General features: G+C 58.6%; 15 protein-coding genes and 1 pseudogene. 4 read left to right on the forward strand and 12 right to left on the reverse strand.

Features of this window, described 5'->3' with window-relative positions; genetic code table 11:
- Together JQ558_RS36545 and JQ558_RS36550 are read left to right on the forward strand one after the other, a co-directional pair.
- Positions 1-243 (forward strand): annotated as a pseudogene (locus tag JQ558_RS36545) (hypothetical protein); the annotation flags it as partial.
- A gap of 815 nt (positions 244-1,058) precedes the next feature.
- Positions 1,059-1,421 carry a nuclear transport factor 2 family protein gene (locus JQ558_RS36550; protein ID WP_212296698.1) on the forward strand — a complete coding sequence of 121 codons (363 nt, stop codon included), beginning with the start codon at positions 1,059-1,061 and terminating at the stop codon, positions 1,419-1,421.
- A 989-nt stretch (positions 1,422-2,410) separates the two neighbouring features.
- Here the strand turns inward: JQ558_RS36550 and JQ558_RS36555 are convergent.
- From JQ558_RS36555 to JQ558_RS36600, 10 genes are all read right to left on the reverse strand, one after another.
- Entirely contained in the window at positions 2,411-2,749 is a 339-nt protein-coding gene (locus JQ558_RS36555) for a hypothetical protein (protein ID WP_312015072.1), read from the reverse strand.
- Between the two features lie 16 nt (positions 2,750-2,765).
- Positions 2,766-3,200: a hypothetical protein gene (locus JQ558_RS36560; protein WP_212274639.1), complete on the reverse strand. Its 435-nt coding sequence runs from the start codon at positions 3,198-3,200 to the stop codon at positions 2,766-2,768.
- Between the two features lie 232 nt (positions 3,201-3,432).
- A complete protein-coding gene (locus JQ558_RS36565) occupies positions 3,433-4,089 on the reverse strand; it encodes an ABC transporter ATP-binding protein (RefSeq protein ID WP_409410626.1) in 657 nt (218 codons plus the stop codon).
- Positions 4,090-4,094: 5 nt separating this feature from the next.
- On the reverse strand, positions 4,095-4,838 hold the full coding sequence (locus JQ558_RS36570; protein ID WP_212274637.1) for an ABC transporter ATP-binding protein: 744 nt from the start codon (positions 4,836-4,838) through the stop codon (positions 4,095-4,097).
- A complete protein-coding gene (locus JQ558_RS36575; RefSeq protein ID WP_212274636.1) occupies positions 4,838-5,794 on the reverse strand; it encodes a branched-chain amino acid ABC transporter permease in 957 nt (318 codons plus the stop codon). Before JQ558_RS36575 ends, JQ558_RS36570 begins: the two co-directional genes overlap by 1 nt.
- Positions 5,794-6,693, reverse strand: a complete 900-nt coding sequence (locus JQ558_RS36580) for a branched-chain amino acid ABC transporter permease (RefSeq protein WP_212296699.1) — start codon at positions 6,691-6,693, stop codon at positions 5,794-5,796. Before JQ558_RS36580 ends, JQ558_RS36575 begins: the two co-directional genes overlap by 1 nt.
- A gap of 55 nt (positions 6,694-6,748) precedes the next feature.
- Positions 6,749-8,050, reverse strand: a complete 1,302-nt coding sequence (locus JQ558_RS36585) for an ABC transporter substrate-binding protein (protein WP_212274634.1) — start codon at positions 8,048-8,050, stop codon at positions 6,749-6,751.
- Positions 8,051-8,404: 354 nt separating this feature from the next.
- Complete coding sequence (locus tag JQ558_RS36590) at positions 8,405-8,578, reverse strand: hypothetical protein (RefSeq protein ID WP_212296700.1); 174 nt, start codon at positions 8,576-8,578, stop codon at positions 8,405-8,407.
- 218 nt (positions 8,579-8,796) lie between these two features.
- Complete coding sequence (locus JQ558_RS36595; RefSeq protein ID WP_312015073.1) at positions 8,797-9,102, reverse strand: hypothetical protein; 306 nt, start codon at positions 9,100-9,102, stop codon at positions 8,797-8,799.
- Between the two features lie 439 nt (positions 9,103-9,541).
- On the reverse strand, positions 9,542-9,736 hold the full coding sequence (locus tag JQ558_RS36600) for a hypothetical protein (protein ID WP_212274631.1): 195 nt from the start codon (positions 9,734-9,736) through the stop codon (positions 9,542-9,544).
- A gap of 1,611 nt (positions 9,737-11,347) precedes the next feature.
- On the opposite strand from JQ558_RS36600, the gene JQ558_RS36605 reads away from it, so the two are divergent.
- The gene (locus JQ558_RS36605; protein WP_212274629.1) at positions 11,348-11,521 is read left to right on the forward strand and encodes a hypothetical protein; all 174 of its coding nucleotides are present in this window, start codon (positions 11,348-11,350) and stop codon (positions 11,519-11,521) included.
- 1,362 nt (positions 11,522-12,883) lie between these two features.
- On the opposite strand, the gene JQ558_RS36610 is transcribed toward JQ558_RS36605, so the two are convergent.
- Positions 12,884-13,051, reverse strand: coding sequence for a hypothetical protein (locus tag JQ558_RS36610; RefSeq protein ID WP_212274628.1), 168 nt, complete (start codon positions 13,049-13,051; stop codon positions 12,884-12,886).
- 209 nt (positions 13,052-13,260) lie between these two features.
- On the opposite strand from JQ558_RS36610, the gene JQ558_RS36615 reads away from it, so the two are divergent.
- Positions 13,261-13,464, forward strand: coding sequence for a cold-shock protein (locus JQ558_RS36615; protein WP_212296702.1), 204 nt, complete (start codon positions 13,261-13,263; stop codon positions 13,462-13,464).
- 672 nt (positions 13,465-14,136) lie between these two features.
- Here the strand turns inward: JQ558_RS36615 and JQ558_RS36620 are convergent.
- Positions 14,137-14,343: a hypothetical protein gene (locus JQ558_RS36620; RefSeq protein WP_212274626.1), complete on the reverse strand. Its 207-nt coding sequence runs from the start codon at positions 14,341-14,343 to the stop codon at positions 14,137-14,139.
- Positions 14,344-15,057 lie beyond the last annotated feature (714 nt).

Here is a 15,057-nt window from a genome sequence, read left to right on the forward strand (position 1 = left end):
ATCGAAAAATCATACCTTGGCGAAACCAGCGAGACCCTGAAAAGCAAGGCTGCCGAAATCGCAGGCCAGCAGATCGAGAAGGCGGCCACGGTTGCGGCAACCGTCGTGGAAACCGCGGCAGACGAAGCGCGCAGGCAGGGCCTCACGATCGACGGCGCAAGGGGGGCGATGGACGACCTTTCAGGCAAGGTCAGCCGCGTGGTCGACGCGGCGGGAAAGAGCGCATCGCAGAGCGCAACATGAACTGCAAGTGCGATCGTAGCGAAACGAGGAGAGAAAATTGAACGGTTTGATTTATCTGGTTGGATTAGTCGTCGTCATCATGGCCGTATTGTCATTCTTCGGGCTGCGCTGACATGGTAAAACAGATTGAACACGGCGCTGCTCCCATTAAGGTTCCCTCCAGGTATTTGAACTGGTCGCCCGCGATATTGGGTGCGCTGGTGGCAACCGCGCTGTCGTCGATTCTGTTGGCGTTCGGCGCGACGGTCGGGTTGGGGATTTCGTCGACTGCGCCGACGTGGCGGGACGCGTCGGCCGCACTTTAACGGCGGGCCGTGCACAGGCCACTGACTGAAGAGAACAGGGCCCGCATAATAATCGCAACCACTAACGTTCGTTCCTATATCGGGAACCGTCATTAGCTATATCTCAATCATCGTCGCACGATCGTCGGTAACTTTCGGTACAGAGAGACCCGAATGCGCTCCCGCCTTGTCAAGCGGAGAGCCGTTTGTGCGAGAAATGCACCGAGCTAGATTTCAAGATTGGAGCCGGCTTCGGGCTCTTGTTCGTTTTTGTGTCCGGGATGTTTGCGGAGATGAACCTCCGATGGATGATAGCGCTCTTTGCCATGATCGGTGGCGCGAAGTTGGGAGCTCTCGCCTGCTTTGTTGGACATGGCGGTAGGAAATGCTCTGGACATTAATCGGCGGTGCAAATAGCGGCAAAAGCAATTCCCCTCTACCGTAGTATTACGGAACGTCATTCAACGACCGTTCATGATGAACCGACTAACAGCGCTACCGGGAGGCGCAGTCGGTTTAGGATGGGCATCGATGGCGACGTCACCGGACCAGTTCGATCCACTCGCTATCGTCGTGGACTGGCTTGATACCTGCCGGCTCGGCGATGTCGAAGCCTTGCTCGACCTGTACGACGAGAGAGCGACGTTGGAGTGCGCGTGTGAGGGAGTGATGCTTGTAGGCCGTCCGTCGATCGCGGCTTACTGGGCACCCAAACTTGAAGCGACATCACCAAAGGCTTTCTCGATCGACGACCTTGCGCTGACGGGCGAGGGCGCTTGCCTTGACCACCGAAGCTATGAGGGCAATCCAGTTCGGATGCTTTTCAGGTTCACACCCTCGGGAAAGATATTACACACCGAGTGTGGCCCATTCAGTAGACGTTGCGCGGCCTGAACGTCAATCAGCGCTGACGTCCCAGACCCCGGCACAGGGGCAGGAGCGCGATTGCCGGGATCGAACGCGTCGATACCCCCAAAATCGCGCAAACGACGCCCACAACCGCCCCTAAACGCGGCATTCAACACCGTGGCCTAGTTTGAAAATCACAATGGCTTGCGCCGCTGAGCTTGGAAACGTGAGAGTGCTGCCGCGAAACGCGACGTGGCTTAACCTCTTAGCTGCGCTTGGTCGTCCGATTGTCGGAGTCGTTCGATTAGCGTTTTGAAGTGCGCGGGCAACTCTCGCTCCACTGTGAATGAAGCCCGCAGTCTCTCGCCAATTTCTCGAACGATCTCGCGGCTATGCCGGGAGTCAATATCAATGGAGTTTTGCATAGCGGTATTCTCCACACCTGCGCAAAAACATCCCAATTTTCGACACCTAGGGCGGCCCGCGCAAGAAGACAATCATGAGCCCCATTGGACCACGCTGTATAAGCCCGTCACTGTAATGCCGAGACGCATACTGCTCATGATGCCCTCGGAAGGGAGCTTGATCGGTCTGCTGGGCATTGCACGTCCTCATGCCGTTTGCCCTACCCGAATAGATCACGTCGGATCCGGAAAATCGTTCCGCCCCAGGTGTATAAAATTGAACACTGGGTTCCATTGAGTCCCCCATCCGCGACCGAGAACCGGCACAGGCGTTCGCACGAAACGCACTCCGAGGACAGGGACCACCCCGACACCACCCGTACCCTTGCACCGAGCCACGAACAGGCCCGCCTGGGTGAACTTTCTCGATATGTATGTGAGCTGACGCACAGTGCTCGGTCGCGATAGGTCAGACAACGCGGTTTCCCGTGGATGGAGGGTTCAGCCATGACCGAATCTGCCAAGCGACGCGTAACAGTTGATGTGATAATCCCAGCGGTGGGAGCGGCAATCTTGATCGTTTCTGCCTTTGTGGGCGTGCTATAACTGAAGGGGCGGCCTTTCGCGTTCTCAGGCGAACAGTTCGGCCCCGGCCGGGGTGAACTTCACGAAGGTCCCGCTCTCGTGCAGCAACAGCCAACCCTTGTCGATTGCAAAGCGCAGCCCGGCGCCGTATTCCGCGGGCGAAGCGCCTTCCTTGTACAGCATCGGAGCGTTGATCTTCTCGATGTGGATGCGGCCATCCTGGATGGCTTCCGTCGCATTAGCAATCTCTAGGAGCTTGCGCGCGGCCTTCTCTGGATCCGCATAAGGTCGTTCAGTCGAAAACTTCATCTCAGCATGCCCCATAGCCCCACGAATCCGCAGATGATTACCATGGCAATGATCGTGCGAGCCGATCCGATTCAAGTTTTCCGCTCCCTATTCAGGCGGGCTCAGGATGCGCCTCATTAACGTGCGCCGCGGCGCTCGCTACATCGATCGAGGAGCCGCAGAAACAGCGCGCCCGTCCGTTGGTCGATTGCGTCGGCAGAGCTAGGCCCCCCTCATGCATGCGGTACTTCCAAGCCGTCCAGGCGCGTTGGCGGCGATACTCGTTGAAATCAGCTTCCGTGCATTTCGGGAGGTAGTCTTTCCAGGCGACCTCGAAGCCCGCCCGCGCCTCATCGAAGCTCGCCGCATAGCCGGAGCGGTTATGCCCGCGGTGAGATGCTGGGTAGAAACCGACGTCCCATCGCCATTGCCTAGCTTTGACAGGCAAGCCCGATTGGACCGCGATCGTGCCGACCTGAACGTCACCACAAAAGACATGCCAACAGTCGGAGAGTTTGGGGTGAGGGCGGCGGGTGAGGGTGGGCATGGCCGATTGAAGCGCTGCAATGCCTCTAAGGGAAGCCGCTACGGATTGCGGTTTGCGAGTGCGATCAGGCACAACGAAAGAGGCCGCCCACGGACGGCGGCCTTATCTTTCTAGCTGCCGCTTCCTTTGGTCGCGCGTCACCAACACCAGCCCGACCAATCCAATGAGTAACGTCAGCAGCATTACTCTGGCGCTCTAAGACCGGGCGATGAAAGCCATTGCTTCACTTAGTTCACCGTGCTCCTTCTATCTCGCCTCTTTCGATCGTTAGAGTCACGTCCGCGAATGTCTCGAGCAGCTTCGGATTTGATTCGGTGATGAGGAGCGTAATGTCCTTGTCCTGCGAACGAAGCCGTCGGAGTGCTTCCGCGTATCGCTGCGCCAAGACAGGCGCAAGCCCTTGAAATGGCTCGTCCAGGATAAGCAGCCGGGTGCCAAGCATAAGCGCCCGGCCAAGCGCCACCATCTTGCCTTGTCCGCCCGAGACCGATCCCGCCGGACGCTTTGCAAGCTCCTTGAGTTCTGGCAGCACCGAATAGGCCCGCTCCAACCGCCGTCGCGTCTCTTCCGGACTCAGCTTACCGACGCGGCCGGGAAGCAAAATGTTTTCTTCGACGGTAAAGGCGGAAAACAGGCGCCGATCCTCAGGCGCGTAGCCAAGACCAAGCGACGGCCGGCGATGCGGCGGGACCGGTCCAAGATCCTCGCCGCCCAGCCGAACGATGCCGCTCGCCTTCGTGAAGCCCATGATGGTGCGCACGGTCGTGGTTTTGCCGGCGCCGTTTCGGCCGATGAGCGCGGCGCTTACGCCTGGAAGCAGCGAGAAGCTGACATTGCGCAGCACCGGCGCGTCCGCAATCGCTACGTTGACGTTCTCGAAACTCAGCATCGGTGTCATATCCCGATCACCTGTTCCCGGACCTTCGGGTCCGCCAGCACCTCCGCCGGCGTGCCGATCTTCTGGATCTTGCCGACGTTCCACACGGCGACGCGGTTGGCGTAGCGCTCCACCATATCCATGTCGTGTTCGACGAAGACGGAGGTTACTTTCTCCTTTGCGAGCGCCGTGGTGAGAATGTCCATGATGGCTAGTTTCTCGGACGACGCAACGCCCGAGGTCGGTTCGTCCATCAAAAGCAGCTTTGGCTTCAGCGCGAGCGCGAGCGCGATATCGACGAGCTTGCGCTGCCCCTCGGGCAGCTCCCGCGCAGTACGTTCTGCATACGATCTGACACCGACGAGATCCAGCAGCCGCTCCATTTCCGGCACCTCCGGCATCCGCGATAGGGCCTGGAAGCCGGACGGGCGTCCTCGCAGGGAGGCGGCCGCGATCAGCATATTCTCCATCACGGTCTGATCGAGGAATAGCTGCGGAATCTGGAAGGCGCGGGCTATGCCGAGCTTGGTGATCCTGCGCGGCAGCTGCGCGGTGATGTCGTGGCCGAGAAAGGTTACGGAGCCGGCTTGCGGCCGCAGATAACCGGTCGATATGTTGAGGAACGTCGTCTTGCCGGCCCCGTTCGGCCCGATGATGGCGAGGTTTTCGCCCTCGAGGACATCGAGGTCGATTCCATCGGCGGCGATGACGCCGCCGAACCGGATCTTGATGTTCTTTGCGGAAAGCAGGACGTGGGCCATCAATGCCCTCTCTGCCTGGATTGACCGTAGCGCTGGCGGAGGCCGATCAGGCCGTTCGGCGCGTAAAGGATGATGACGATCAGCACAACGCCGAGGATGAGCTGCCAGGAGTCTGCCAGATGCGCGGCGGCATAGAACCGCACGCATTCGAACATCGCAGCACCCGCGAAAGCACCGAAGGCATGGGCGCCGCCGCCGAGGATCGCGATGAACACGAACTCGCCGGACTTGGTCCAGAAGCCGAACTCGGGCGTCGCGATCTGCTGAATGATCGATACCAGCGTACCGCCAATGCCGCCTAGAAACGCGGAGATCACGTAACCGATGAGCAGCACGCGCCGCGCCGACATTCCCAGATATTCGAGCCGGGTTTCGTTTGATTTCATTGCCCGCAACATGTGACCGAGTGGGCTGTCGAGATAGCGTTGCACGCCGTAGAACGCGGCAATCGCGATCAAGAGGCTGACATAGAGAATGACGTACTGGAACGTCTCCGGCGTGAACGAAAATCCGAGCAAGCCGGGACGGGCGACCCGGATGCCGTCAGCCCCGTTGGTGTAGTGGAACATTTTCTCAAGCAGCGACCACAACACCATCGAGAAAGCCAGGTTCAGCATTCCGAAGAAGATTTCCCGGTAGCGAACCACGAACAGACCGACGATCAGGCCGAAAACAGTGGACGTTAAGCCACCGAGCACGAGATAGAGCAGGATATCGCCACCGCCGATGTATTTGCCCCAGAACGCCGCGGTGTAGGCGCCTGTGGCAAAGAACATCGCGTGTCCGAACGACACTTGTCCCGCCTGCAGCAACAGGACGATACCAAGCACCACGACGCCCTTGGCGAGAATGAGCGCGAACAGCGTCGACCAACTCGCGACGAAGAGCGGCAGTATCGCACTCGATAGAAAGAAGATGATTGCGACTGCCGTGATCGGCTTGATGCGGCCCACCATCAGATTTTTCTCACCTGCACGGCACCGAACAGTCCGAACGGACGCACCAGAAGCACCAGTACCATCAGCAGATAGGGTACGAGGACTTCGAACTCTGGCTGCAGATAGATGACGAAGGCGCGCGTCAAACCGATCATGAGGGCCGTGAGGGCGGTGCCCTCGATCTGCCCCAGGCCCGCAGTGGCCGCCACTGCGAAAGACAGCACGATCATGTCCGCGCCCATGCCGGGCACCAGCGACGTGGTGGGCGAAGCAAGGGCGCCGCCGAGCGCCGCCAGGCTCGCCCCGATGATGAACGTAATGGAGTAGACGCGCTGGGCGTCGATCCCGATCGCGGTTGACGCCTCGCGATCCTCAGTGACCGCCAGAATCACGGCGCCAGCAAGGGTTTTCCGCAGAAAGTAGCGCAGTCCGAGCAGTGTCGCGACCGCCACGCCCGGTAGCAGGATGACCTGGTAGGACGTATAGTTTACGCCGAATACGCTGATGTTCGGCAATAGCCTCAAGGGCTCGGCAGCGAAAATCGGCTGGACGCCCCAGATCAGACGCTGCAGATTGTCCATGATCATGAAGGCTGCGAAGGTGATCAGAAGCTGCAGCACGTCGTCGCGTCCATAGAGCGGCCGCAACAGGAAGCGCTCGATGAAACCACCGCACACGATGCCGATTACGATGGAGGCGGCCAGCAGCGCCGGATAGGTGAGCCACGGCGACACCTGTGCGATCGCGAGGCTGAATGTCGCGGCGAGATAGGCGCCGAAGGCATAGAGCGAGCCGTGCGCCACGTTTACCACGCGCAGCACACCGAAGATCAGGCTGAGCCCGACGGAAACCAGGAACACCAAGGCGGCGTAACTGATCCCGTCCAGGACGGCCAGGGTGGCGAGAGTCGAGTTCATGAGGACCTTCAGGAAAGCCCGTCCTCCGGTTGAAACCGAAGGACGGTGATCAGGACTACTGCTTGAAGGTCGGCACGTCCATCTTGACGAATTCCGGCTTGAGCGTCTTCAGCCAATCGACCGAGCGCACGCCCGCCGGATTGGTGATCACCTTTGGATCGAAGATCATCATGTTGTCGAGAAGTTTGAAGTCATAGCCCGGAAAGGATTTGGTGACGCCGACGAGTTGCGCTTCCAGACCCTGATTGTCCTCAGGCCTTAGCGTGATTGGCCTGCCGAAACCGGTCGCGAATTCGGTACCGGCAGTCGCGTCCACGACCTGCTCTCGCGTCGGCCAGTTGCCGCCATTGGCCTTGATCGCCTTGTCATAGGCCGTCTGCAATGCCGTGAAGGCCTGCGCCATATGGTAGACCGGGTAGATCGGCCAAGCGCCAGTCTTTGCCTTGAATGCCTCGGCAAAGGCCTTGAAGGCAGGATCGTTCTTTTTTTCGGGATGCAGGAACCAGTGGTCCCCGCGCGCGCCAACGATCAGGCCTTCCGGCAGATCCTTGCCCAGTCGTTGGATCGAGGATTCGCCGATACCCAGCACAAATGTCGATTGCTGCAACAAGCCGCGTTGGCCTGCCTGTCGCACCAGTGTGTCGAGGTCGCCGCCCCAGGAGGTAGTGAGGACGACATCTGGCCGCAGTGCCAGCAAGCGGGATACCTCAGTGGAATAGTCAGGGGCGCCGAACTTCGGAAAGAGCTCCGCCACCACCTGAACGTCAGGCTTCATCGCTTTCAATGCGGTCGAGAATATTTCCCAGCTTTCGCGGCCCCACGCGTAGTCCTGGTTGACGACCGCGATGGTCTTGAAGTCGGGCTTTGTCTTGAGGAGATAGACGAGCACCGCGAGCATCTCGGGCGTGCCGTTCGCCTGCGTGCGGAAATTGTAGCGATACTTCTTCGTCTCGAGGATTGAGGCCGCGCCGCAATCCCACATAAAGTTCATGACCTTGAGGTCTTCGGCAACCGGAACAAGCTGGTTGCAGCTGCCGGAAGAGATCGAGGCGAATGTCGCGTCGACTTTTTCGTCCTGCACCATGCGCCGGTAGTTGGAGACCAGCGCTTCGCCGCCGGCGCCCTCATCGATGAAGGAAAGCTTCACGGGGACACCGCCGATGCCTCCCTTCTTGTTCAGGTCTTCCGCTATCATCTCAGCCGCTGCCTTTGCCGGCACGCCGAAGACGGAAGCCGGCCCGGACAGGAATGTGGTGATACCGATCTTGATCTCCTGCGGCTTGCTCTGTGCAAGTGCTACCCCAGCAAACGCTGTGACGGCGACACCTACCGCAACTGCAGCCTTTAGAAAATGCATCGAAAGCTCTCCCTTTTTTAATTGGCCTGGCCGGGCGGCCGTGCAATTTTTTCTTGATGTGACGCTACTATAATCGGAGCCAGCTGCAAGTCTATCCGACCTTGCGACAGTAGGCGGGGTATGGGAACCTGGGCGACGGTTAAATCCCTTTGCTGTCCCCGAAGGAAGCGATCGCGTGAGCAGCTCGCCGTTCCGGCGGATGATCGGATCGGTGCCCCGGACTTCTGGCGCTCTGCGAGCAGCGCGTTGGCGGGCAAGAAACCGGCCCGACTTTAGGAGGTGTGGAAGCCTCCCGGCAACAACCCATGTTAGGCACAAAGAATTATTCAGGAACTCATTATAGGCGAGATGCTGCTAAACCGCCCAGGTCGACCGGTAGGATTTCAAATCCTCCGCTAGCTGACGATATTCAATCGCAAGTTTTCTGTTTTCCTGTTGTGCGTGCTGATCGGTGGCCAAGTCGGAAATCAGCGCGCATTCCGAGGCGCAGCGTTCCAGAAGCTCAATCTCCCTGTTGAGATCTAACATGGCATTCCCCCACGCCCCGGCGGCGGCGCTTCAGCAGCCGCGTTTTGATTGTCATGGCATTAACCTGCGAGGCTGAAAATTAGAATTGGGCGCGGATTTTCGTCTGTTCAGTATCTGACATTACGGAATAATTTTTTTGCCACCCTGTGAGACTACGCGAATAGCTGCCCGCCGGGGTGAAATTTCCGCTGCCGGTTTCTTCCGCTGGAAGGCCACGGTCAGACCAAACGCATCGGCAGCGGCAACTGCACGTCGCGATACCGGCCTTCATAGCGGTCGGTGAAATCCTGAAGGAAGAACGGCACGTCCCGCATCTGCAGATCGCAGCGACGCCGGAGTTCGTGAGCTACGTCTTCGGACCAGCGCTCGGCGGTGTTGAAGGCGACGACACGGATCGGGTTGGTGTACTGGCCTGTGAGGAGGTCCTGGATCACGGTCTCCAGGTCGGTGGTTTCGTAGTCGGCCTCGACCCAGGCGCGGCCACTGGCGACCAGATAGACCGTCTGATCGGTTTCGTTGGGCACAATAGACGGCGTCCAGTTGGACCTACACATAACGCAACCTCGCGCAACAGAATTTTGACTCAAACGGGGCTGCCGCGATTTGTTCCAGATCGGAACGGATGCGGGCTCAAGTAATTACCTCTGCTGGAGGAGCCCATGCGGGGCGGCGAGGAGCTACCTTTTTTCGTGTCTGTGGAGATCCACGGAACGCTGCCAGCGCTTATTGCGGCCGGCTCGGTTGTTTGAAATACAATCCCACTTCACCAGTTGGGTGCGGAACGTGTTTCCTTTCGATTTCACCCGCTGCGGCCATCTTCTTCAAAGTGTGTTTGACACTAACGGGTGACCACATGCCCAGCTGCTGCCAGAGCACTCGGCCCGAGACCGCGTTCGCTTCGCCCTCAGGTACCAACTTGATGAGTTTAGCAGATATGGATAGGGTTGGCTTCAGTCCCTCAATCTAGCGCGGCCTTTTGTTAATTTCCTCGATGGCGACCTGCAGAAAGCGCGCGATGTGTTCTGGTGTGGCGCCCATCGAATAAAACTTCTCAACTGTCTCGACCATGATTGGGATCATTTTAGCCGTCAGGTCCATGCGGGCTGTTTTTTCCTGCTGCGCTTTTAGCTTATCTCCAAGGTTCACGATGTCAGCCAATGAAACCTCCTAACGCTTCGCCTTCAGCCCCATCGCTAAGCGGAGTTTTCCGCAACCAGAGTGGGCCAGCAAGCGATCCGGTTACCGCGAGATCGGGGTGATAAAATCCCTGTGCAGGGCAGTTGGTCTGCTGGCTCCACCGAACAACACGGTAACGCCCGTGTTGCTGTGGCTCACCTCGACAACGATCCCTGTCTGCCCTGCTAGATCCGGGCATCGAGCGACTCCGAGTTCACTCATCTTAAAACGAGTGCCGACAACCAATCTCTTGGTTTCGTGATTCATTTTAAAATTCTTTCGAAGCGAAAAACGTCTTGGCTAAAAATGCAGTGCTTTACCTGATAAAATGACCAGGCCGGGGGGCGTCTGTCCGAGAGTGAAACTTACCTGCAGAGGAGCGAAGCGACAACTACAATCTGTAATCATGTCAGGCGCAGAGCGTCGCCCCGAGAGGCTTGGTAACGGATCAGGGTTGGGCTTTACAAGCCGGCGGAAGCCGGCGGATGGCGCTGGGGGGATCAAGCGCGGAGGTACTCCAAAGTAGCTCCGAACGATCAACCGACTTACGGTAATTTGGCTCGCCGTTGGTCGCTTTTTCGCGTTGCCCGCGGTTGAAATGAACGGCCCCAGCGCGGCCTAGGGGCTCGAAGCCCATACCTTGCCGCGCGATCGGCTGCTAGTTTTCGATAGGCGGCTGCCTGCTCCTCGAACTGCGCTTTGACCTCCGGCCTTTCCTCTTGGGCCGCCAACTGTTCAAACGAGAGCGCGTGGTCCAAATATTCGTTGCAGTTTCATCGCAGTTTCCCCAGACCACGCTCATAATAGGGTTGCTCAATCCATCACGAAGAGCAGCGTCGTATGACGAATCGCGACAAAGATGACCAAGCAAGCAAGACTAGCGCCGTGAGCGCTCGACCCCAAGGCCGAATAGTGACTGAGCCCGCGGGTTCACGCCGGAAGGCTGTGCGATTGAGCCGCCCCGTTAAAGGGAGCGGAACGATTCCTGACCGGATCGACTTAGTTGTGCACGACCGAATGGATGCAACGTCCCCCCGCGCTTCATTCGAGGAAATGTCGGCCCCAGTGTTCGCCCACCGCGCACGTTGGGGCCGTTTCTTTGGCACTCCTGAACGCCCTAGCAATTTAACGAGAACATTAAGTTTGTGAGGGGACGCTCTGATTTTACTAGAAATTCAGAGGCTGCTCGTTCCTGAATGTGCCGCACGGCCGTGCGGCCGAGTAGCCGGCGCTACCCCGAAGGGGTGAGTGCTCGGTTATTTCGCGCGAAGTAGTGCGTCCATCAGGAAAACGCATCCTTGGCCCGCAGCATGGCGGGAGAGGCGGGGTTTTTGACCTTTACCCGGTTGGGTGACCGGCCCGGCCGGTACGGTCGATCGACGAGCTTCGACACACCAGGCCCTCAAGAAATACCTCTGGTCCGATCTCGCCGCGCTCGAAGAGGTTTGTCTTCCGCATAGTGAGCGGTAGCTTTCGAATAATGCGCAAACAGATTCCCGACTTTCATTGGGCCTCGGTTTCGCAAGCATTTCGCGAACCACGACGCGCATGTGGCCTGGCCGGCCGAGCGCCCAATGGAGTGTATTCAACGCAATGTCCCGCGGCGCGCACAAGTTCAAGCAGGGTGACGTCACCAAGGCCGTCAGGGGCGCGGTGAATGCTGGCTTGGCCGTGCAGCGCGTCCAGATCCAGGAAGGCAAGATCGTCGTATTCACCGGCCGGCCCGATGACCGGGCGCAGGGTAACGACTGGGACGATGTGAAGTGAGGTAGCCGCATTCACGGTGCTCTGGTGCGGCTGACACCGAGCTGCGGCACTACCCAGTCGCCATCTAGTGCCCGCTGGCGCGCTTCCATGAACTCAGGGGACCACGGCAGGCCAGGCAGCGGCACGCGCTCGCGGCCCGGCGCTCGGAGGTAGAAACGGGGTTTCCCGTCATGGTCGATAAAGCCGTGAGTGTATTTCGGATATAGTCAGCTACTACGGATCGACTGCGTTTAAGGAGGGCCTGGCCGAGGGCACGCGAAAGTCCAGGCGGGCGATGCGCCTGATCCGACTGTACGCAGGCCGCGCCTGCTTCAAGATCAGCATCGCGCTTGCGCTTCTCGGCAAGTGCCTCACTGGCATCTGATAGTGCTCCCACCTGTGCGCTTGGCCGCGCACGGGTGGGGTATCCGCGTTGTTGCGGGTCGTATTTTGATTGGAAATGCTAGGTGATTCACGACACTCGCGTTAGAGTTGCTTTTTTCTAAAGCACTTTTCATCACCGGTGCCCGGCTCAAACCGGCCGGGCCTTATTAACAGCGAGCCAGCAAGGATGGCGAAAACCAAAATTTCGAGCACTGATCTCGCATGGTTATTTTACGAGGAATTGCAGGCGTTCGACGACTTTCCTCTTCACGGGATCTCGATCGCGATTGTGCCAACGGCGAATGCAGGTTGGCGAGCAGTAACGACTCGCAATGTCAGGGCAGGCCGTTGGGTAAGCCGCATAGAGGCAATCCAAGAACGACTTCAAAAGACGTACGCATTGATCAGCTAAAGTTCTTTAACCACCGATCGATATGCTGGCAGGCAATCGTGGAACGGACCCCAAAGCCCCCGCGAGAGTAATGCGTAAAGGAAACCCGCCGGGGACAGTTACCGGCGGGTTTTTCTTGGAGCTAGGAACGATCACGCGCCGGAGGAATCAACTCTGCGCTCCCGGGGTATGCCCCTAACCTCCAACCGGGAGAAAAACCCCCATTGGGTTGGCGGCCTCGGTGCAGCATAACGTCCCCCGCGCCGGGGCCGTTTGTGCAGTTGGCGGGCCAAAAGAACTAAAGATGTTCGAACTGCTCACGAAACGCGATTGGGCGCTGGTGGCTTTAGTCGCCGGGCTAGGGGGCCTAGCTGTTTATTGGATGGCCTTCGCCAACTGAGACAGCCTTACTTCGGGCGCGGGTCAACCGCATCCGCTAGCCTCAGCCATTCCTGAGCGATCCGCAGCCAAGCCTCTTTGTCGAGAGGGCTTACAACGCGCGCCGCGTGCTCTCTGGCTTCTTCAGCTTGCTTGCGGAATCGGGCTACGTCTTCGGACATACCAAACGGCATACCGGACAATTGAGATTAGCGCCAACTGAGGCGGCCTTACTTCTTACCGGTAATCCCCCGGATAATGAGCGTTGACAGCTTGATCACAAGGTCTTTAAGCGAGCGGTTCTCCTTCTCAAGAGATTCAATCGCCGCCTTTATGCGATCTTCGCCGCCCACAATCTGAGGGTGGCGTTTGTCCGGTGTTTGCTCGGGAGGTTCCATTCGCTCTCCTCCGCCCCAAGCAACTATTTACCACAACCCGACGAGTGGTCCCAATAAAAACAACCATGCCGCGAACCGTCGAGGGGTTCGAACGTGCCCGCGCCCTTACCGGCGGGGTTCTTCGTCCGGGGCTTTTTCGCGGGATTCCTTGCCGAGCACTGGTTATCCGAATTAGGCTACCAGACTTGCTTCAACAGGGAGTGCGGCCCGTGGCGACAGGCACAGTTAAATGGTTCAACCCGAACAAGGGTTATGGATTCATCCAGCCAGACAACGGGGGCAAAGACGTCTTCGTCCATATATCGGCCGTTGAGCGGGCCGGCCTGAGCAGCCTCAACGAGGGCGCCAAGGTTAGCTACGAAGAGACGGAAAATCGCGGCAAGACGTCCGCGGAAAACCTGAGAGTCGGCTAGACCAACGCGCTTCTTGCCGTATCTAAGATAATCGCCGTCGTGGGCGAGGGCCGCTCTTTTGCCAGCCTGCTTGGGCGCTTACGGCACTGAGACCGTCGTTTTTGCACCCGCGTAGGGAATGGACTTGAGTACACAATTGTGCTGAACGATCAACCGAGCTGCGGTAATTTAGCTGGCCGTTGGTCGCTTGTCTCCGCGTGACCGGCGGTTGGAATGGGCGGCCCCAGCTCAAACCCAGCCCCAGATGTTGGGGCCGCTTCTTAGCGCATGTCGAAGGACGCCAGGGTGGCGAGGAGCGCCGAAAGGCATACTTGCCCCGCGCCGTGCCCGATGTGAGCGCCAGCGGACTCTGGCGGCGGCATGGAACGCAAGTGATTCCATATGCATATTAGGGGATGGGAAGTAACGGCGAAGTCCACTTGGTCAGGGTGAGAACCGATGGTCAGAACCATCGGATTTATGCCGTCGCCTGCGCCAGAGAGGATGCTTTAAACGAGGTGCTGAACGTGGTTCCTGAAGGCTGGTCCGCTTCCTTGCTCAACCAGTTGACGGCCCGAGAAATGGCGGCGTTAAACCTCAGACCCGGGGAAGTCAGGGACATCACGCAATGATCCCGAACCTCCCGCGACAATCTGAAATTTCCCCCGCCACGCAGCATTCTTTGCCGGCGGGTTATTCTATCCCGCTGCCGCCGAGTTGTTCAGCCTTCACGGTGAGCACCATAGCCACGGCGAACAAAGCCAAGAGCGCTACGATTGGTATGGCCACCACGACGCCGATTATGGCGAGAACCATCGGGTGAACGTCGAACGCTAGCAATAGGGCGGCGAGGGCGAGCAATGGCAGCGCGGCTACTACCTGCAGGGCTGGCCGATTCATGGGCGCGCCCGAACGTTCAGTTTGACGATCGTCGGCTTGATTGCGCGCAGGTGCGCTAAAGCGAACGAAGCGTGAAGCGCCGTGTTGTGCCCGTGTTGCACGGAGGCACTGGTAGCGAATGGTAAATCATTGAAATCGCTGTCACCGGTTTGCAGCGCCTCGCAACACGAATCGAGCGAGAGAACGAAACGAGGATCGAGCCAAGTAATTGAATTATCAACTGAATTGTTGGCGATCCCAGCAGAACGGACACATCGACTAACCTCAAGTACTTAACTTGGCAAACTAAGCTATCGCGGCTGGCTGACACTATTGAGCTTTTACCAGCACTGGCAAATTTGCGGTCGCGCCAATCCAAAGTAGAGGGAAGTAGAGAAGGGCGCCCAGCGGTAGCTGATTGAGCGCGGGCTAAAGAACGGGTTGGTTTGACGACTGTCCCCGTTCTCGTCCGCGCACTGGGCCTTCTCTGCTCGTGGACGCCATCAGCCGTCAGGTTACCGGACCAAAAATCCGGAATGCACCGCCGGAACTTCAGGTGAAAGCCCTTCCGACGGCCCGACTGCCCGAGCATGGGCTGAGGGATAGCGAGGATCACGAACCCCGGTGTTGTTGCTGTGTTGCGCAACGGGGAGGCGGCTGGACATGCCTTACCAGCTGGCGAGCGGGGCGAGGTCTGGGTTCGTGGCCCCACCGTGATCTCTGGCTATCTCGATG

Origin of the sequence: Bradyrhizobium sp. AUGA SZCCT0160, assembly GCF_018130105.1 — a bacterium.
GTDB lineage: Bacteria > Pseudomonadota > Alphaproteobacteria > Rhizobiales > Xanthobacteraceae > Bradyrhizobium.

Bases quoted from the DNA above. Each gene is read 5' to 3' on its own strand.
- JQ558_RS36550 (WP_212296698.1), top strand. From the start codon at position 1,059: ATGGCGACGTCACCGGACCAGTTCGATCCACTCGCTATCGTCGTGGAC.
- JQ558_RS36560 (WP_212274639.1), bottom strand. From the start codon at position 3,200: ATGCCCACCCTCACCCGCCGCCCTCACCCCAAACTCTCCGACTGTTGG.
- JQ558_RS36565 (WP_409410626.1), bottom strand. From the start codon at position 4,089: ATGCTGAGTTTCGAGAACGTCAACGTAGCGATTGCGGACGCGCCGGTG.
- JQ558_RS36570 (WP_212274637.1), bottom strand. From the start codon at position 4,838: ATGGCCCACGTCCTGCTTTCCGCAAAGAACATCAAGATCCGGTTCGGC.
- JQ558_RS36575 (WP_212274636.1), bottom strand. From the start codon at position 5,794: ATGGTGGGCCGCATCAAGCCGATCACGGCAGTCGCAATCATCTTCTTT.
- JQ558_RS36580 (WP_212296699.1), bottom strand. From the start codon at position 6,693: ATGAACTCGACTCTCGCCACCCTGGCCGTCCTGGACGGGATCAGTTAC.
- JQ558_RS36585 (WP_212274634.1), bottom strand. From the start codon at position 8,050: ATGCATTTTCTAAAGGCTGCAGTTGCGGTAGGTGTCGCCGTCACAGCG.
- JQ558_RS36590 (WP_212296700.1), bottom strand. From the start codon at position 8,578: ATGTTAGATCTCAACAGGGAGATTGAGCTTCTGGAACGCTGCGCCTCG.
- JQ558_RS36605 (WP_212274629.1), top strand. From the start codon at position 11,348: ATGTCCCGCGGCGCGCACAAGTTCAAGCAGGGTGACGTCACCAAGGCC.
- JQ558_RS36610 (WP_212274628.1), bottom strand. From the start codon at position 13,051: ATGGAACCTCCCGAGCAAACACCGGACAAACGCCACCCTCAGATTGTG.
- JQ558_RS36620 (WP_212274626.1), bottom strand. From the start codon at position 14,343: ATGAATCGGCCAGCCCTGCAGGTAGTAGCCGCGCTGCCATTGCTCGCC.